Origin of the sequence: Curtobacterium sp. UNCCL20 (genome assembly GCF_900101675.1) — a bacterium.
GTDB lineage: Bacteria > Actinomycetota > Actinomycetes > Actinomycetales > Microbacteriaceae > Curtobacterium.
In genome coordinates this window covers 517,096-534,042 of the sequence record NZ_FNKG01000004.1, presented here as the reverse complement: position 1 = coordinate 534,042, position 16,947 = coordinate 517,096, and the positions used below count along the sequence as shown (strand labels likewise).

General features: G+C 70.6%; 20 protein-coding genes. 13 read left to right on the top strand and 7 right to left on the bottom strand.

What is annotated here, in order from left to right; translation table 11 throughout:
• The first annotated feature begins 2 nt into the window (after positions 1–2).
• From BLT36_RS18150 to BLT36_RS18135, 4 genes are read left to right on the top strand one after another with little or no spacing between them, the layout of a single operon-like run.
• Entirely contained in the window at positions 3–1,061 is a 1,059-nt protein-coding gene (locus BLT36_RS18150) for an ABC transporter permease (protein ID WP_254787733.1), read from the top strand.
• On the top strand, positions 1,058–1,999 hold the full coding sequence (locus BLT36_RS18145; RefSeq protein ID WP_092097249.1) for an ABC transporter ATP-binding protein: 942 nt from the start codon (positions 1,058–1,060) through the stop codon (positions 1,997–1,999). Before BLT36_RS18150 ends, BLT36_RS18145 begins: the two co-directional genes overlap by 4 nt.
• Positions 1,996–2,889, top strand: coding sequence for an ABC transporter ATP-binding protein (locus BLT36_RS18140; RefSeq protein ID WP_092097248.1), 894 nt, complete (start codon positions 1,996–1,998; stop codon positions 2,887–2,889). Before BLT36_RS18145 ends, BLT36_RS18140 begins: the two co-directional genes overlap by 4 nt.
• Positions 2,850–5,024 carry a glycoside hydrolase family 36 protein gene (locus tag BLT36_RS18135; RefSeq protein ID WP_175529719.1) on the top strand — a complete coding sequence of 725 codons (2,175 nt, stop codon included), beginning with the start codon at positions 2,850–2,852 and terminating at the stop codon, positions 5,022–5,024. Before BLT36_RS18140 ends, BLT36_RS18135 begins: the two co-directional genes overlap by 40 nt.
• Positions 5,025–5,113: 89 nt before the next feature.
• On the opposite strand, the gene BLT36_RS18875 is transcribed toward BLT36_RS18135, so the two are convergent.
• Entirely contained in the window at positions 5,114–5,290 is a 177-nt protein-coding gene (locus BLT36_RS18875; RefSeq protein WP_175529718.1) for a hypothetical protein, read from the bottom strand.
• A 127-nt stretch (positions 5,291–5,417) separates the two neighbouring features.
• Here BLT36_RS18875 and BLT36_RS18130 point away from each other — a divergent pair, with 127 nt between their 5' ends.
• From BLT36_RS18130 to BLT36_RS18100, 7 genes are all read left to right on the top strand, one after another.
• Entirely contained in the window at positions 5,418–5,735 is a 318-nt protein-coding gene (locus BLT36_RS18130) for a DUF6507 family protein (RefSeq protein ID WP_092097245.1), read from the top strand.
• Entirely contained in the window at positions 5,732–6,943 is a 1,212-nt protein-coding gene (locus tag BLT36_RS18125) for a hypothetical protein (RefSeq protein ID WP_092097243.1), read from the top strand. Before BLT36_RS18130 ends, BLT36_RS18125 begins: the two co-directional genes overlap by 4 nt.
• A complete protein-coding gene (locus tag BLT36_RS18120) occupies positions 6,940–7,245 on the top strand; it encodes a hypothetical protein (protein ID WP_092097242.1) in 306 nt (101 codons plus the stop codon). The genes BLT36_RS18125 and BLT36_RS18120 overlap by 4 nt, the downstream gene beginning before the upstream one ends.
• On the top strand, positions 7,203–7,667 hold the full coding sequence (locus BLT36_RS18115; RefSeq protein WP_175529717.1) for a hypothetical protein: 465 nt from the start codon (positions 7,203–7,205) through the stop codon (positions 7,665–7,667). The genes BLT36_RS18120 and BLT36_RS18115 overlap by 43 nt, the downstream gene beginning before the upstream one ends.
• Positions 7,664–8,443 carry a hypothetical protein gene (locus BLT36_RS18110; protein WP_139166526.1) on the top strand — a complete coding sequence of 260 codons (780 nt, stop codon included), beginning with the start codon at positions 7,664–7,666 and terminating at the stop codon, positions 8,441–8,443. Before BLT36_RS18115 ends, BLT36_RS18110 begins: the two co-directional genes overlap by 4 nt.
• A gap of 247 nt (positions 8,444–8,690) precedes the next feature.
• The gene (locus tag BLT36_RS18105) at positions 8,691–8,999 is read left to right on the top strand and encodes a hypothetical protein (RefSeq protein ID WP_175529716.1); all 309 of its coding nucleotides are present in this window, start codon (positions 8,691–8,693) and stop codon (positions 8,997–8,999) included.
• The gene (locus BLT36_RS18100; protein ID WP_175529715.1) at positions 8,996–10,150 is read left to right on the top strand and encodes a hypothetical protein; all 1,155 of its coding nucleotides are present in this window, start codon (positions 8,996–8,998) and stop codon (positions 10,148–10,150) included. The genes BLT36_RS18105 and BLT36_RS18100 overlap by 4 nt, the downstream gene beginning before the upstream one ends.
• 50 nt (positions 10,151–10,200) lie before the next feature.
• Here BLT36_RS18100 and BLT36_RS18095 read toward each other — a convergent pair whose 3' ends face one another.
• A complete protein-coding gene (locus BLT36_RS18095; protein ID WP_092097234.1) occupies positions 10,201–10,770 on the bottom strand; it encodes a hypothetical protein in 570 nt (189 codons plus the stop codon).
• A 40-nt stretch (positions 10,771–10,810) separates the two neighbouring features.
• Positions 10,811–11,581 (bottom strand): SDR family NAD(P)-dependent oxidoreductase, encoded by a 771-nt coding sequence (locus BLT36_RS18090; RefSeq protein WP_092097232.1) that lies wholly within the window; start codon positions 11,579–11,581, stop codon positions 10,811–10,813.
• A gap of 110 nt (positions 11,582–11,691) precedes the next feature.
• Between BLT36_RS18090 and BLT36_RS18085 the strand changes: the two genes are divergently transcribed.
• Positions 11,692–12,636: an AraC family transcriptional regulator gene (locus tag BLT36_RS18085; RefSeq protein WP_092097230.1), complete on the top strand. Its 945-nt coding sequence runs from the start codon at positions 11,692–11,694 to the stop codon at positions 12,634–12,636.
• Here BLT36_RS18085 and BLT36_RS18080 read toward each other — a convergent pair.
• From BLT36_RS18080 to BLT36_RS18065, 4 genes are read right to left on the bottom strand one after another with little or no spacing between them, the layout of a single operon-like run.
• Positions 12,633–13,259, bottom strand: a complete 627-nt coding sequence (locus BLT36_RS18080) for a response regulator transcription factor (RefSeq protein ID WP_092097229.1) — start codon at positions 13,257–13,259, stop codon at positions 12,633–12,635. The two genes, BLT36_RS18085 and BLT36_RS18080, sit on opposite strands and share 4 nt — an antisense overlap.
• Positions 13,256–14,455, bottom strand: a complete 1,200-nt coding sequence (locus tag BLT36_RS18075) for a sensor histidine kinase (protein WP_139166524.1) — start codon at positions 14,453–14,455, stop codon at positions 13,256–13,258. Before BLT36_RS18075 ends, BLT36_RS18080 begins: the two co-directional genes overlap by 4 nt.
• 53 nt (positions 14,456–14,508) lie before the next feature.
• Positions 14,509–15,348 carry an ABC transporter permease gene (locus BLT36_RS18070; RefSeq protein ID WP_092097226.1) on the bottom strand — a complete coding sequence of 280 codons (840 nt, stop codon included), beginning with the start codon at positions 15,346–15,348 and terminating at the stop codon, positions 14,509–14,511.
• Entirely contained in the window at positions 15,345–16,184 is an 840-nt protein-coding gene (locus BLT36_RS18065) for an ABC transporter ATP-binding protein (protein WP_092097224.1), read from the bottom strand. The genes BLT36_RS18070 and BLT36_RS18065 overlap by 4 nt, the downstream gene beginning before the upstream one ends.
• A 164-nt stretch (positions 16,185–16,348) precedes the next feature.
• Between BLT36_RS18065 and BLT36_RS18060 the strand changes: the two genes are divergently transcribed.
• On the top strand, positions 16,349–16,903 hold the full coding sequence (locus BLT36_RS18060) for a hypothetical protein (protein WP_139166523.1): 555 nt from the start codon (positions 16,349–16,351) through the stop codon (positions 16,901–16,903).
• Positions 16,904–16,947 lie beyond the last annotated feature (44 nt).

The window sequence follows — 16,947 nt, the reverse complement described above, 5'->3', positions numbered from 1 at the left end:
ACGTGACCAACATCCAGCAGGACACCGAACCCACCATCGGCGCGCTCGCCGAGGAGGCCGACACCACCACGTCGATCGCCACCCGCCGAGCCGGCAGGGGCAGCAAGGGCGGCATCCGTCGCTTCCTGCCGACCCTGACCCCGTGGCTCGTCACGGGCATCGTCCTCGTCGCCGGCGTCACCCTGTTCGGCGTGATCGGACCGCTGCTCGTCGGCGACCCCACCACCATCCGCGACTCCGGGCTGCAGCCGCCGAGCGGCGAGAACCTCCTCGGCACGACGCAGACGGGCCAGGACGTCCTCGCCCAGCTCGCCTTCGCCACCCGGGGCAGCCTGCAGATCGGCCTCATCGTCGGGCTGCTCGCCACGGTGCTGTCCGCGTTCTTCGGCATCCTCGGCGCGTACCTGGGCGGGATCATGGACGAGGCCTTCTCGCTCTTCTCGAACGTCTTCCTCGTCATCCCGGGTCTGCCCCTCGTGATCGTCATCTCGGGCCTGGTGCCGCGTGAGGCGCGCGGGCTCTGGACCATCGCCGTCGTCCTCGCGATCACGTCGTGGGCCGGGTCCGCCCGGGTCCTCCGCGCGCAGACGATGTCGATCCGCAACCGCGACTACGTCTCCGCCGCCCGGGTCGCCGGGGAGCGGCCGTGGCGGGTGATCGCGGTCGAGATCCTGCCGAACCTGCTGCCCGTCCTCGCGTCGCAGTTCGTCTTCGCGGTGATCGCGGCGATCCTCGGGGAAGCGGGGCTCTCGTTCCTCGGCCTCGGGGCGTCGAACTCGTCGACCCTCGGCACGATGCTCTTCTACGCCCAGAACGGCTTCGCCCTCGCCAACGGTGCGTGGTGGTGGTTCGTCCCGCCCGGGCTCCTCATCGCACTGCTCGGCATGGGCCTGTCGCTCGTGAACTTCTCGATCGACGAGGTGATCAACCCGCGACTCGCGAACGTACGGGCCCAGCGCCGCCGCGAACGTCGCCTCCGTCGCGCGGCACGTTCCACCCGGCCTGGAGGCACGACCAGCGCCGCCACCGCCGGCCACGACACGAAGGGGGCCGGCCGATGACCGCCACCGAGACCGACCCCGACCGTCCCGTCCCCGGGACCGGGCGACCCGGCACCGCCGCCCCTGGCGGCTCACGCCGCGAGGCGGTGCTCACGATCGAGCACCTCGACGTCGTCTACGAGACCGAGCACCCCGTGCACGCGGTCAAGGACGTCTCACTCACCCTCGCCCCGGGGGAGATCCTCGGGCTCGCCGGGGAGTCCGGCTGCGGCAAGACCACCCTCGCCTACGCCATCACCCGGCTGCACCGGCCGCCGGCGAAGGTCACCTCGGGCAGCATCACGTTCCACGACCGCGACGGCAGCGACGTCGACCTGCTCGGCCTCGGGCACGAGGCGCTCCGGGCCGTGCGCTGGTCGAAGCTGTCGATGGTGTTCCAGGGAGCGATGAACGCGCTCAACCCGGTCACCACGATCCGCGCCCAGCTCGACGACGCGCTCAAGGAGCACCGCCGTGGGCTGTCCCGCAAGGAGCGGCGCGCCATCGCCGAGGACGCCCTCAGTCGCGTCGGTGTCGACCCCGGCCGCATCACGGCGTACCCGCACGAGCTCTCCGGCGGCATGCGGCAGCGCGTCATGATCGCGATGGCGATGCTGCTCGAACCGCAGATCATGATCATGGACGAGCCGACCACCGCGCTCGACGTGGTGGTGCAGCGGGAGATCCTCCGCGAGATCGTCCGGCTGCGCGACGAGCTCGGCTTCGCGGTCGTGTTCATCACGCACGACCTGCCGCTGCTGCTCGAGATCAGCGACCGGATCGCGATCATGCTCCGGGGCGAGGTCGTCGAGTTCGACCGCGCCTCGGTCATCCAGCACGAACCGAAGCACCCGTACACGAAGCGGCTGCTGCAGTCGTTCCCGAGCCTGTCGGGGGAGCGCGGGGCGTTCATCCGCTCCGGGGTCGACTCCGGCATCGACGAGGAGATCGCCTCATGACCAGCGTCACCGTCAGCCACCTCGGCAAGGACTTCCACACCCGGAAGGGCCTGCGCCGCCAGACCCTGCGCGCCGTCGACGACGTGTCGTTCGAGCTCCAGCCCGGGCGCACCGTCGCCCTGGTCGGGGAGTCCGGGTCGGGCAAGTCCACGATCGCCCGGATGCTCGCGAAGCTCGAGTCCACCACGCGCGGCTCGATCGACGTCCGGCTCGACGACGGCACCCCGGTGATCGGGAGCCTGTACCGACGGCACGTGCAGATGGTGTTCCAGGACCCGTTCGCCTCGCTCAACCCGTTCCACTCCATCGAGCACCACATCGCCCGGCCGCTGCAGCTGCACCACCGGACGCACGGCGCCGAGGAGACCGCCGCCCGGGTCCGGGAGCTCCTCGGCCGCGTCAACCTCGACGAGGACTTCGCGACCCGTCGTCCGCACGAGCTCTCCGGCGGGCAGCGGCAGCGCGTCGCGATCGCGCGGGCGCTGGCACCGGGCGCGCAGGTGCTCGTCGCCGACGAACCCGTGTCGATGCTCGACGTGTCCATCCGGTTGAGCGTGCTCAACCTGCTCGGGCGCCTGCAGCGGGAGGACCGGCTCGCCGTCCTCTACATCACGCACGACCTGGCGACCGCGCGGCACTTCTCCGACGAGATCCTGGTGCTGTACCGCGGCCGGGTCGTCGAGCGGGGCCCCTCGGACGCGGTCATCCTCGACCCGCAGCACGACTACACGCGGCTGCTCGCCGAGGCCGCTCCGGACCCGGAGCGCGGGGAGCGCCGTGTCACCGCCGGTCCCGCGCTCGACCGCTCCTCGATCGACAACACCATCTGCTACGACCACACGGTCGGTGCGTGGGTGTCGAGCGAGCCGGCGCCCGTCGGAGCACGGTGAGCATCTCGTCCTCGGGCGGCGCCGTCGTCGACTGGGTCACGGACGGGTTCGCCGCGCGGTTCCGCGTCGACCCGGAGCAGCCCGCGGCGCTCGTGTCGTTCGTGCCCGCCGGCGGGGTGCTCGTCGACGGGCCCGACGACCCGCAGCCCCTCGTCGAGCTGACCACGATCGGCCACGGCCGGTTCCCGGGCGGCTTCCGGCACGTCGACTCCACGATCGGGGCGCGACTGCGACCCGTGTCGCACCACGTGTCCGAGGACGGGACCGACCCGTGGTTCCGGATCGTGCAGGCGGACGCGGCCACGGGCCTCCAGACCGAGTCGGTGTTCCGGACTCGCGCCGGTGTCGCAGCGTTCCAGACGTGGACCGAGGTGTCCGTGGACGGCGACGGCGAGCACGTCGTGGACTTCGTGTCGTCGTTCGCGACCGGCGCGTTCCTGGCCGACTCGGGTGTCGGCATCGACGGTCTGTCACTGCTGCACGCCGACAACGACTGGGCGGCGGAGAGCCGGTGGCGGACCGATCCGCTGCGGTCGATCGGGCTCGCGCGCATCGACCGCGAGGCGCAGCACCACCCGCCGCGCAGCCGCGCCGTCGTGCAGAACCGGGGGTCGTGGTCGACCGGGGAGGCGCTGCCGATCGGGGTGCTGACCGCGGATGCTGACGGAGCGTCCGGGTACGCGCTCGTGTGGCAGGTCGAGCACAACGGGCCGTGGCTGTACGAGCTGGGGGAGACCCGGCACGAGGCGTACCTGCTGTGCAGCGGGCCGACCGACCAGGAGCACCAGTGGACCGCGGTCGTCGCGCGTGACCGCCCGTTCGTGTCCGTGCCGGTGTCGGTCGGGATCGCGTCGTCGGTGGAGTCCGCGTTCGCCGTGCTCACCGAGCAGCGACGGGCCTTCCGGCACCTCCGGGAGGCCGACCGCGCCCTGCCGCTCGTGTTCAACGACTACATGAACACGCTCATGGGCGACCCGACCACGGAGAAGCTGCTGCCGTTGATCGACGCGGCCGCCGAAGCCGGAGCCGACCTGTTCTGCATCGACGCCGGCTGGTACGCCGAAGGGCACTGGTGGGACACCGTCGGGCAGTGGGAGCCGGCGGCCTCGCGGTTCCCGGGCGGGCTCGGGTCCGTCATCGACCACATCCGCTCCCGCGGGATGCAGGCCGGCCTCTGGCTCGAGCCCGAGGTCATCGGCATCCACTCGCCGCTGGCGTCGACCCTGCCGGAGTCCGCCTTCGTGCACCACCACGGGGTGCGGGTCGCGGAGCACGGACGGCACCTGCTCGACCTGCGCTCGCCGGAGGCCCGGGCGCACCTCGACGCAGTGGTCGACCGGCTCGTCGGTTCGCTCGGCGTCAGCTTCGTCAAGATGGACTCCAACACGATGACCGGGCCGTGGTCCGGGTCGCTCGAACACTCGCGTGCGCTGCTCGACTGGCTCGACGACGTGCAGGCGCGGTACCCGGAGTTGCTCATCGAGAACTGCGCCTCGGGAGCGATGCGCGCCGACTCCGCCATGCTCTCGCGGCTGCACATGCAGTCCACCTCGGACCAGCAGGACCCGGTGCTGTACGCGTCCATCGCCGCCGCTGCACCCGCGGCGATGCTGCCGGAGCAGGCCGGGAACTGGGCCTACCCGGCGCCGACGATGCCCGACGACCTGTTCGCGTTCTCCCTGGTGAACGGGGTGCTCGGGCGGATGTACCTGTCCGGGTACCTCAATTCGATGTCCATCGCGCAGCGCGCAGTCGTGGGGTCGGCCATCGCCGCGCACCGACAGGTGCTCGAGGTCGTCGACACGTCGGTGCCGGTGTGGCCGCTCGGACTGCCCGGGTGGGAGGACACCTGGGTCGCCCTCGGCCTCGCCGTGCCCGACGGGGACCTGTACCTGTCGGTGTGGGCGCTGCCGGGGGCTCGGTCGGCGGTGTCGTTGCCGCTGCCGGCGTTCCTCGGGCGGTCGATCACGGTGTCGCCCCTGTTCCCGACCGAGTTCGGGGCGTGGGACGTGTCGTGGGATGCGTCGGCGGGGGTGTTGCACGTCGACCACGGCGGGGCGACGCCGACGGCGCGGGTGCTCCGCATCCGGCGCGAGCCCGCCACCCGGCCGGAGGGGACGGACGCGGGGCGCTGACCAGGGCGGGCGTCGGATGGCAGACGGGGCCCGCTCTGGGACTGGAGGCGCGGTGCGGGCAGGTGCCGCGCCTCCAGTCCGGTGGGGCGTCAGCGCCAGCCGGCGCGGAGCGCGCGGAACCAGCGCGGGGTCAACACCGGCGGGAGGTACCAGACCGAACCGGCACCGAGGAGTGCGATCGTCGCTGGGATCCAGAAGAGCCAGCCCGGGCGATCGTGCAGGGCGAGGACGACGAGCATGAGGACGGCGCCGATGATCCAGATCACACGGTCCCTCGTCTCTCGTCGCGCTCGACGGTAGCGGATTGATCGAGGACGGCAGATTCCCCTCAACCCCGAGGGTCGCTATCCTCGATGGGTTCCGACACACCGCAGCACTTGAGGGGGATGCAGCATGGCGATCAACGGATGGCGGCTCGATCCAGCCGCCTTCGACCGAGCGATCTCGGACGCGGAGACCGCACTCGCTGACATGGCGACGGCAGAGCAGTCGTTGCAGAACGCCGCCGGTGCAGCGGAGTCGCTCGCAGCGCGTGCGATGAACACCGCGACGGCACTCAGCGCGTTCAAGCAGAACCCAGGAGAGATCCGACTCGCGTCGATCGGGAGCCGGGTGACCGCGTCCGTCGCGGCGGCGCGATCGATCGCGAACGCGTACGCGTCCGGCGACGAGGAGATGGCTGCGAACGCGAACAAGGGCATCGAGCAGTGACCTTCGCCCCCACTGTCAGCGAGTTGCCCGACCCCGCGACGCTCGAGTCGGTTGGTGCGGACCTGGTGTCTGCCGCAACCACGGCGCAGACCCAGACCGACGCGATCGAGGCCGCGTGGAAGGCGTTCGCGTCGTCCGATGTCTACGAAGCTCCGGAAGCCGCCACGCTCCGGAACGCTTTGTCGCCGATCGATGCGGACGTGGTCGGGCTGGTCGACGCAGCGACGAAGGCGAAGAGCGCTCTCGACACGTACTCGACGACTGTGCAGACGCTCCAGACACAGCGGACGACGCTCCTCTCGGACATCCAGGCCTTCGCCGGGGCCGACACGTCGACTCCAGCCGGCGCGACCGACGACGAAGTCGCGGCGGCGGAGCACGCGCGGGACGACCAACAGCGTGCCTTGCAGCGACGAGTCGACCAGTTCAACGCCGCGGCACTGCAAGCAGATCAGGAGTGCGCGGGCGCGATCAACGCGCTCAAGGCGTACGAGCAGTCAGCGGCCTCGAAGTTCTTGAGCTTCGTCGGCGGTGGTACGTCCGGAGCCATCATCGGTGCGGGGATGTCGGTTTCGCAGGAAACCCTCGAACGGTGGCGTCAGCTCACCACTGTGCCGGCTGGAGTCATCCCAGAGGCGACGCTGCGCACCCCGCCACCCGCGTTCATCGACGCCAACGGTAAGCAGTGGTGGCGTTCGCCGAGCGGGCTCGAGGTTCCGTACCCGCCGAAGGGGCCCGACATTCCCCTCGACGATCCTCGGTACGGCTCGCACAACCTGCTGGTGAAGGACAAGAACGCCCTGCTCGAGGCGATGCCTGACGCGGCCAAGGGCGCAACCAAGGTCTTGGGCGTCGCCGGAACCGTCCTCACGCTGGGCTCTACGTGGAACGACCAGTGGCACGAGGACGAGGTCGACCACCCCGACTGGTCCGACTCACAACGCGCCGAGAGCGCGGTCACGACCACGGTCATCAAGGGAGGCACGACAGTCGGCGCGGCGGCGGCCGGTGCATGGATCGGCGGCGCCATCGGGACTGCGCTGTTCCCAGGGGTCGGGACCGTCGTTGGCGGTATCGTCGGGAGCGCCATCGGGGGTTGGCTCGGCGGGACGGGTGGCGAGATGCTCGGTGACAAGCTGAACGACATGTACCAGGGGTCGGACTTCGCGAAGGGCGTGCACGACGTGTGGAAGGGGATCTTCGGATGATCTGGGCGATCATCGCGGTGTCGTGCGCGTTCTGTCTCGTGGGACTGACCGCCTACACCGGGCTCTGGCGGAGCTGGACTCGCTCGTGGAGCGCCGACCGCATCTTCCCGACCGCTTTCCTCGGCTTCGGCGGTATCTGCCTGGGTGTCTTCGCAGCGCTCCTGTCGACGCACGCGTTCGTGTTCACCGCCGTCATGATGATCTCGGCGTTCGTGCTGATCCTCGTCGCGGTCGGACTGTTCGTGTTCGGTGTGCCCGCGTGGCTGACGCCGCGCTGGTACCGGCATCGGAGCGGCACGTGATCGCGGCGGACCTACCCGACGGCTGGGTCGTCACCGAAGCAACCTTCGGCACCGTGTTCGAACGTCCGACGACGAACGGGTTCCGGCCGAACGTGGTCGTGGCGCAGGAATCGACGACGGTGTCGTTGGTCGAGGCGTCCTCCGGAATGATGGCTGCTGCCATCGCCGCACACCCCGGAACGCGAGTCCTCGAGGTCCGTCGCCAGGAGCACGCGATCGGTCCCAGCGCCCGACTGCTCTTCGGGTACCCGCTCGGCGAGGACTGGATCGTCGTCGACCAACGCGTCATCACTACTGGCGACACGGCAGTCCACCTCACAGCCAGTGCCTCCGTGCTCGAGTGGACCGCTGTCGAACCGCTGCTCGCCCAGGTCATGGATTCCGTGCAACTGGTCGATGTGCAGAAAGGAACGATCCGATGATGCCGCGGATCGATCGCGCTGCCAGCGAGCGAGCCGGCGTCGAACTCGAGGCGCTCGACCGCGTACGCGACTACCAGCCCGGATGTCGCCTCGAGTGGCAGGGGTCGGAGGCGCTCTTCGACCACCTCTGGCACGTCCGGAGCCGGGGGCTGGTGTCGGCCGGTACTCGTCGTTCGGAGGAAGGCCGAGCCGCACGTGAGCTCGGTCTGGTCAATCGTTTCGGTGCATTGTCGGAGACCGGCTCGGAGTTCGTCGCGATCATCGCGAGCGCCACTCGCTCACTCCGTACGAGGATCGAATCCGAGAAAGGGACGCACCACGCCGCGATCTGGGTGAACGGGCGTCGGGCGGCCATGCGCGTCGAACTCGGTGATGGACGGGTCGGCCTCGGGGCCACCTCGGTCGCCGGCGCAGTCGGACACCTCCTCGATTGGATCGCCGTAGAACCGACGTGGTTCGTCGGAGAGCAGGAAGCCGTGACCGTCCCCCTCGCTGCGCTGCAAGCGCGGTACGAGGAGCACGGCGGCCAATCGGCGCTCGAAGTGCCAGCACCCGACAATCCCGAGTGGTTTCGACGGGCTTGGGAAGCTTCCGGATGGCGGTCGGTCTTCGGCTGGTCCGAAGAGACCGGTTTCGGGATCTTCGCGATCGATGTTCCAGGGTTCGGTTGGCTCGAGCGGTACACGCAGACGGACGGGGCGGTCTCGCTCCGGCCGATCCGAACCGAGACGGTCGTTCGGCAGGTCATCGGCGCGGTGACTCGCGACGATCGTTGACCGCGGGGATCGCGCCGGAACGGGTGGAAGAGGGTGTTCGGACAACCCTTGCTCGCGTCCGGCGCGAGCCGGGCATCGCGCCGGACAAGGCGGACGCGGGGCGCTGACCAGGGGGGCGGATGGCAGACGGGGCCCATTCTGGGACCGAAGGCGCGGTGCGGGCAGGTGCCGTGCCTCCAGTCCAGTGGGGTAGGCCCGACTACGATGGGAGGGACGGGCGCACGACGGGCGCACGACGGGGGATGCATTGGGGACACTGGTCTGGGTGATCGTGATCGGCGCAGCGTTCGCGCTCCCGGGAGCACTCGCGTACGTGGGACTCTGGCGGTCGTGGTCGCGTGCGAGGTACCCGGTGCGGTTGTTCGGACTCTTCTGGCTCGGGGTGGCGATCGTGTGCTTCGGCACCGCGATGCTGTTCACGAACGGCCCAATGGTCCCGCTGTTCTTCGTACTGATGACGGCGTTCGTGCTGTGCGGCGCGCTCGGCTTCTGGATGGTCTTCGACGGCGCACGGTGGGCGACGCCGGGCTGGTACCGACGCGCGATGCGACGATGACCCGGCACATGCCGTGGGATCCGCGGCCGGACGTACGGTGGGGGTCGCTCGTAGTCGTCGGTGGGCTCGTCCTCGAGGTCCCCGAGGGATGGACGGCTCGATCGGTTCGTGCGGGGGTCGTGCTCGATCGTGTCGACGGCGCGGTCTCGATCGCGTTCCGCACATCCGGCGAGCCGCTCGCCGACGACCTGCGACGCGTGCCAGCCGACGCGATCTTCCTCGAGGCGAGCACCGACCGGCTGCTCGTCGCGTTGCCGTCGGTTGACGACGTAGTGATCCGGGACGAGCGACTCGTGGTCGACCAGGGTGTGCGGGTCCGCATCACCCTCGAGTGCTCGGCGGACGACTGGCCGGCCACCTCGCAGATCGTCGACGGGTTCCTGGACTCCCGGTGGCACCAGGCGGTCGACCGACCCGCGGTCGCGATCCCCGGTGTCGCCGGCGTCGAGCGTTCCGGGCCGTCGCTGCAGTGGACCGCCCACCCCGACCTGCTGGACCACCTCGCGAGGTTCCGTGACCGCGGCATGGTGCCGGGAGCGGCACGTCGTTCGGAGGCCGGTGTCTCCGCCCGCGAGCTCGGCTTCGTCGGCCGGTTCGGTGGCGTGACCGACAAGGGCGACGAGGTGCTCGGCCCGGTGGTCGACCACGACGCGATGCTCGTGGTCGAGGCGTCCGATCCGGCCGTCGACGGCCCCACGTCGCGGTGGGTGTGCTGGGTGCAGGGACGGCGCTGCGTGGTCCGGGGGCCCCGGGGCGACGGGACGGACGCGCTCGGCATCGTCGACGTCGGCTCGGTCGCCGCGCACCTGCTCGGCTGGCTCGACCTCGACCCGGTCGGCTCCGTCGGTGCGGGGGAGCCGGTCACCATCTCCTCCGCGCAGTACGAGGACCGCTCTGGGCCCTGCCCGAGCGACGTCGAGTGGTTCCGCACGGCGTGGGCGGCGCCGACGTGGCGGTCCGTCACGGGGTGGAGTCACGAGTCGGGAACCGGCTTGTTCGGACTCCTCGTCCCGGGTGTCGGGGCTCTGCGGTGGGAGCGCGGCGAGCACGAGGTGACGCTGCAGCCGATCCGGAACGAATCGGTCGTCCGGGATGCCGTAGCGGCCGTGAGCGCGCTGACAGCGGGGACCGGATCGCGTCCTCGCGTGTGACCGTTCCGGTTCACGATCCCCGGGGATCGTGAACCGGAACGGTCAACCGTTCAGTACACCGGGCGGATCCAGTCGGTCAGCGGCTCGAACCGGGCCGGCGGCAGGACCTCGTCCGGATCGGCTCGCCGCGCGCTGAACACGTGCGTGAGTTCGCCGAGCTCGAACCGCCGCCGGGCGATGCCGTCGTGCTCGTCGACGACGAGGGTCGACCGGAACGCCGGGTCGGCACGGTGCTCGAACGTCACGAGGACGGATCGCTCGCCGATGTGCTGGACGAGGACGGGGGAGAAGCTCTCGGGACCGCGACCCCACCAGAGCAGCTGGTCGGGGAGCGCCATGCGGACCACGGCGCCCGCGACGGTGCTGTCCGCGAAGGTGTCCTCCGAGTCGCCGTCCGCGTCGTGGAGGACGCCGTCTCGGAACCACATCGTCGGGCCATCGGAACCATCGAGCGTCCACCGCTCCTGGGACTCGTCCACGTCGAGGCGGAACTGCCAGTGCCGATGGTCCGCGTCCTGGTGGACACCCTCGAGGACGTACCGCCCGGGCGTCCGGAGTTCGGCGATGTCCGCGGCGACCGCAGGGCCGTCGGACCGGGTGAGGACCTCGTCGAAGCGCATGCACCCATCCTGCCGATCCGGCCTGAGCGGCTGGACCACGTCAGCGCATCCGTGTGGACGCGATCCCGCCGTCGACGTCGATGGTGCCGCCGGTGACGAAGGCCGCCTCGTCCGACACCACCCACCGCACGGCGCGCGCGATGTCCTCGGGCTGCACGGGGCGTCCCGCCGGTGTGCCCTCCGTCATCGCTGCGAGGACGTCCGCCGATTCAGCATTGCCCGGCGTTGCCGTCGCCCCCGGAGCCACGGTCACCACCCGGATGCCGCGGTGCCCGTACTCCGCGGCCCAGGCACGGGTGAGCTGCTCGACCGCGGCCTTCGTCGCCGGGTAGAGCGCCATGAAGGGCACCCCGACGCGGGCCATCCACGAGCCGATGTTCACGATGTGCCCGCCTCCGTGCTCGACCATCGACGGTGCGAGGGCGGCGACCAGGACGTGCGGTGCACGGATGTTCGTGGCGAGCAGGGCGTCGACGGTGTCGTCGGACAACGACTCCGTCGGGCCGCCGGGGTAGACGCCGGCGTTGTTCACGAGGACGTCGACGTGACCCCCGAGCTGCTCGGTCGCGGCCGTCGCGAGTGCACGGACCTCGGCCGGCCCGGCGGACAAGTCGGCGACCAGCGGCGCGGCGCGGCCGCCCTGCTCCTCGATGGACGCGGCGACGGCGCTCGTGCGCTCGGCGTTGCGGCCGTGCACGGCGACGAACACGCCTGCGGTGGCGAGCTCGCGGGCGATGGCCTCGCCGATGCCGCTGGAGGCTCCGGTCACGAGGGCGGTACGGGTGGTGGTGGAAGCGGGTGCATCGGTCATGACTCGATGCTCGGCCCGCCCGGCACTCGAGCCCTTGCCCGGATCCACGAGGACCTTGCCGGATCCCGCACCCCACGGTTCCGCGGTCGACGCCTGGGTAGGTTGGAGCCGTGGACGACCTCACCGCGCAGCACCTCGACCGGGCCGCGGCGATCGCGTCCGGCCACGCTGCTGTCCTGGGGTCCGACCACCACGCTGCCGCCGCGCGCGCCGGGTCCGCGCACCGAGCCGATGCCCTCGGCCTCACGGTCTCGCGCGTGCACGAGCCGACCGGGCTGTTCGACCGTCGGTACGTGCCGTCGTTGTCCGTCGTCCTCCGCGGCCGGAAGCGCTCGATCGTGGGCGACGACGACCAGGTCTGGGGCCGCGAACGGTTCATCATCACCCCGGTCGACCTGCCCGTCGTCGCCGGGGTCGTCGACACCGCCGGGAACGACGGCTTCATCTCCGCCGTCTGGCGACTCGACCCGGCGATCGTCGGCGAGGTCGTGTCGACGATGTCCGCGCCCACCGTTCCGGCCAGCGGCGAGGTGCCCCGCCTCGGGACCTGGACCGCGCCGCTCGCCGACGCCTTCGCCCGCCTGCTCGCCCTGCTCGACGCCCCTGAGGACGTCCCCGTGCTGTTCCCCCTCGTCGCCCGCGAGGTCGTCCTCCGCCTGCTCCAGACTGAACAGGCACCACGCATCACCGCCGCGCTCGACGGCTCCGGTACCTCCGTCGTCGCAGCCGCGACCGCACTCCTGAACGGGCGGATGGCCGAACCGTGGTCCATGGAGCGCCTCGCCCGCGAACTCCGGGTCAGCGAGTCCACCCTGTTCGCCCGCTTCAAGGAGGCGACCGGCATGACTCCCGCCCAGTACCTCAAGCGGACGCGGCTCGGCGAGGCGCGACGGCTCATGGTCGTGCACGGCGACACCGCCGCCCGCGCGGCGTCCGTCGTCGGCTTCCGCAGCGCCTCGCACTTCTCGCGGGACTACCGGGAGGCGTACGGCCGCCCGCCGGCGGCGGACGCGGTCGCGGCACGGGCGCAGCTCGCCCTGGCCACGGCCATCTAGCGGAGGAGCCCGAGCTCCATCGCGCGGGTCACCGCCCGCGTCCGGTCGTTCACGCCGAGCTTCTCGAACACGTGCCCGAGGTGCGTCTTCACCGTCGTCTCGCTGAGGAACAGCGAGCGGCCGATCGCCGGGTTCGAGTTGCCCTGCGCGACGAGCTGCAGGACCTCGAGCTCCCGCGGCGACAGGCTCGGACCGGTGCTCGGCCTGCCGGTGGTGCGGCGGACGAGGGCTGCAGCTGCCGAGGGCGCGAGGGCCGTCTCACCGCGGGCTGTCGCACGGAGGCCCGCGAGGATCTCGGACTCCGGCGCGGCCTTCAGCAGGTAGCCGGCAGCGCCCGCCTCGATCGCGGCGAGGATCTGGTCGTCGGACTCGTAGGTGGTCAGGATGAGCACGCGGATCGACGGCTCGCGGGCGAGGATGCGCGCGGTCGCCTGGTCGCCGTTCAGTTCCGGCATCCGGAGGTCCATCAGGACGACGTCCGGCCGCTCGGCGAGGACGATCGACACCGCCGACTCGCCGTCGCTCGCCTGCCCCACGACCTCCACGTCGTCGGCGTCCTGCAGCAGCGCGACGATCCCGGCGCGGACGATCGGGTGGTCGTCCGCCACGACGACACGGATCACCGTGTCACCTCCGTCACGGGTTCGGTGACTGCCTGGAGGCGCGGCTCGGCCCCGGTGGGCAGCGACACCTCGACGACGGTGCCGCGTCCGGCGTCGCTCGTGATCGTGCAGGAGCCACCCGCGAGGGCGAGCCGCTCGCGGAGTCCGCGCAGCCCGTGCCCTGCGGTCGGGACGGACGGGTCGAACCCGACCCCGTCGTCCACGATCCGGAGACTGACCTGCTCAGCTGCCACGTGCAGTGCGACCTGCACCGAGTCGGCCCGGGCGTGCGCTCGGACGTTGGCCAGTGCCTCCTGGCCGACGCGCAACAGGACCACCTGGGTGTCGCGATCCAGCGCGCAGTCCGGGGCGTCGACGGAGACTGCGACGCCGGTCTCGCGGGTAAAGCGTTCGCCGAGGCGGTGGAGGGCTGCGCCGAGGCCGTCTCCGGTGACCCCGGCCGCACCGGCGGCGACGAGGGTGCGGGATTCTTCGAGCGCGGCGCGCGCTGATTCTTCGAGGACGGTGAGGCGTTCGTCGAGGTGGTCGACGCGGTCCGCTGCGAGGTCGCCGCGGGCGCGCTCGGTGAGCATGACGATGCCGGCGAGGTTCTGCGCGACGGTGTCGTGGATCTCGCGGGCGAGGCGCTCCCGCTCGCTCGTCACGCCCGCGCGGCGGTTCGCCTCGGCGAGGGAGTCCTGCGTGGCACGGAGTTCCTCCAGCAGGCGGCGGCGCTCGTCGGAGAGAGCAGCGATCCGGCTGATCCAGAGCCCGAGCGCGCAGGCACCCGCGATGCTGACGCCCTCGATCAGGATCGTGCTGACGAGGGCGTCCGGACCGGTCGCGATCTGCAGGCCGACCCCGGCGGCGACCCCGATCGCGACCGAGACGCCGATGGCCGTCCGCGTCCGCTCGATCTGGCACCACGCCACCGGGAAGAGGATGCACTGGACGAGCGCCGCGCTCGGCACGACCGTGGGGAGCACCAGCGCGGCGAGGACCAGCAGGGGGACGAAGCCGGCCGCGGCCCGGGGGACCTCGTAGCCGCGCCACCCGTACGCGCAGTACGCCAGCGCGAGCACGCCGAGCATCACGACGGCGGGCCACCGGGAGGGCCACGGCGACCACCCGAGCACGACGATCACCGCGACGAGGGCGATCGTGGCGCCGAACGCCGCGTGCAGGCCCCAGTTCCGGTGCCTCGTGATGCGGTCCATGTCGACAGCATCCCATCCGGTCACGGCTCCGCGGGAGTTCTCCACAGGCCTGATCACGCGTCCTTGCGATTCCACCGGAACGTCAGCAAGCAGGCCACCGTGCCCACGACCAGCCATGCTGCCAGGACGAGGATGCCGAGGCCGAGGTGCCACGCACCTCCCGGCTCGGCGGACGCGAACGCGTCGGGCAGGAACACCGACCGCATGCCCGACGCCATCCAGCGGAGGGGGAAGACGGACGCGACGTTCTGCAGCCAGTCGGGCAGCTGCGTGAAGGGGAGGTAGACGCCGGAGATGAACTGCAGGACCAGCACGATCGGGACGATCGTGGCGGTGGCGCGGCGGCCCTCGCGGGGGAGCGCGGAGATCGCGATGCCCAGGACGGCGCTCGTCGCGACGCCGAGGAGCATGATGCCGGCGAAGCGTGCCCACGCGCCGCCGTCGGTCGGCAGGTCCACGCCGAACACGATGCTCGCGATCCCCAGCAGCAGGGCGGTCTGCACGACCGTCGTGACGAGGACCATGCCGATCTTGCCGATGAAGTAGCTCAGCACGGGAAGGGGTGTGCCGCCGAGACGCTTCAGCGTGCCGTCGCTGCGCTCACCCGCGATGTCGACACCGAGGGACTGCGTGCCGGAGAGGAGGATGCCCGTCGCGACCAGGCCGGGCAGGTAGTAGGTGGCGTAGTCGACGCTGACGTTCGTGCCGGCCTTGATGTCGGGTGCGCTGCTGAACGCGACCGAGAAGAGCGCCAGCATGACGATCGGGAAGAGGAAGGTGAAGAAGACCGCGTCCGGGGCGCGGAAGTACGAGCGGAGTTCGTAGCCGATGCGGTGGGCACCGATCGTGGCTGTGTTCGTCGTGTTCGCTGCGTTCGTCGTTGCGGTGCTCATCGGTGGCCGACCATTCCGAGGTAGACGTCCTCGAGGGACGGGCGGATGACTTCGAGATCGTGCATGGGTGTGGTGCTCTGGCGGATGCGTTCCGTTGCGTGCTGCGTCCGCTCTTCGTGCTGCGTGCCCGCGTCGTCGCGCCACCGGATCAGCGGCGTGCGCGCCTCGGCACCGCCGATCTCGTCGATCGGCGCGATGTCGAGCAGTTTCCCGTCGGCGACGACCGCCGCCCGGTCGGCGAGCTGCGCGGCTTCGTCGAGGTAGTGGGTGGTGAGGAGGATCGTCGTGCCCTCGCGCTTCACCTCGTCGATGAGGTCCCAGAAGCGACGACGGGCCTCCGGGTCGAAGCCCGTCGTCGGCTCGTCGAGGAAAAGGACCTCCGGGCGACCGATGATGCCGAGGGCGACGTCGACGCGGCGGCGCTGTCCTCCGCTCAGACGGGCGATGCGGGTGTTCCGCTGCTCGCCCAGGCCGGTCTTGTCGAGGAGTTCCTCGACGCTGCGGTGCCGCGGGTAGAGCGTCGTGAAGTGCCGGAGCTGCTCGGCGACCGTGACGTTGGGCGACTCGGCGCTGGTCTGCAGGACGATACCGATCCGTTCTCGGTGAGAGCGAGGCGCATGCGCCGGATCGACGCCGAGTACCCGGACGTCGCCCCCGGTGCGGGAGCGGTAGCCCTCGAGGATCTCGACGGTCGTCGTCTTGCCGGCACCGTTCGGGCCGAGGAGGGCGAAGGTCTCGCCGCGGTGGATGTCGAAGCTGACGTCGTCCACGGCGCGCTTGCCGGTGGCGTACTGCTTCGCGAGGTTGCGGACCTCGATGGCTGGGGTGTCGGGCATGGGACCAGCGTGCTCGGTTGTGGGGGCGCGTGGATCGGCGGGGGAGGTGGACGTGCGTCCTCCGATCGGGGGATGGTGCGAACTGAGCGTTTCGTCTTGACCTTCGGTGAAGCGGAACGGTCGGCGGATCTGATTCGCATCGCAGTCGCATGCATAATCGACGTGTGCCGTACCCCATGTGGAGCTACTTCCCCCGGAATGCCAGACCCGAAGAATGGGCGCTCGGACTTGTCGAGAGCGTCGAGCGAAACCGCACGACGCTCGATACGACCGAGGTATCGAGCGAGAGCGTCACCAAATTGACGAGTGACGCCGTTCTCGAGGTCTTACGTCCTGCGATGGAGGAGCTCGGCTTCAAGGTTGAGTCGGGGAAATCTCGAGGTCAACGGATTGAGCGACCCGTGCTCTTTGGAGACAACGGCCGACCCGAAGTGAAGTACGAGATTGACGCGTTTCACGATGAGCTCGGTATCGCGGTCGAAGTCGAGGCGGGGCGAGGTGCCATGAGCAACGCTGCTTACCGCGACATCGTCAGGACATCTCTGCTTCTTGATGCGAACTACTTCGTCCTGATGATGCCGATCGAGTACCGGTACCAGTCCAGCGGCCGCGTCCTGATGACTGAGGCGTTTGCGAAGACCAGAGATCAGTTGTCCGCGATCTACGCATCCCGCCGCCTGCGCCTTCCATTCGCCGCGGTCTTGCTCATCGGCTACTGAATCGTCCGGCCTCTGGTCGCGTCAGGTTGCGTCAAGCAACGCGC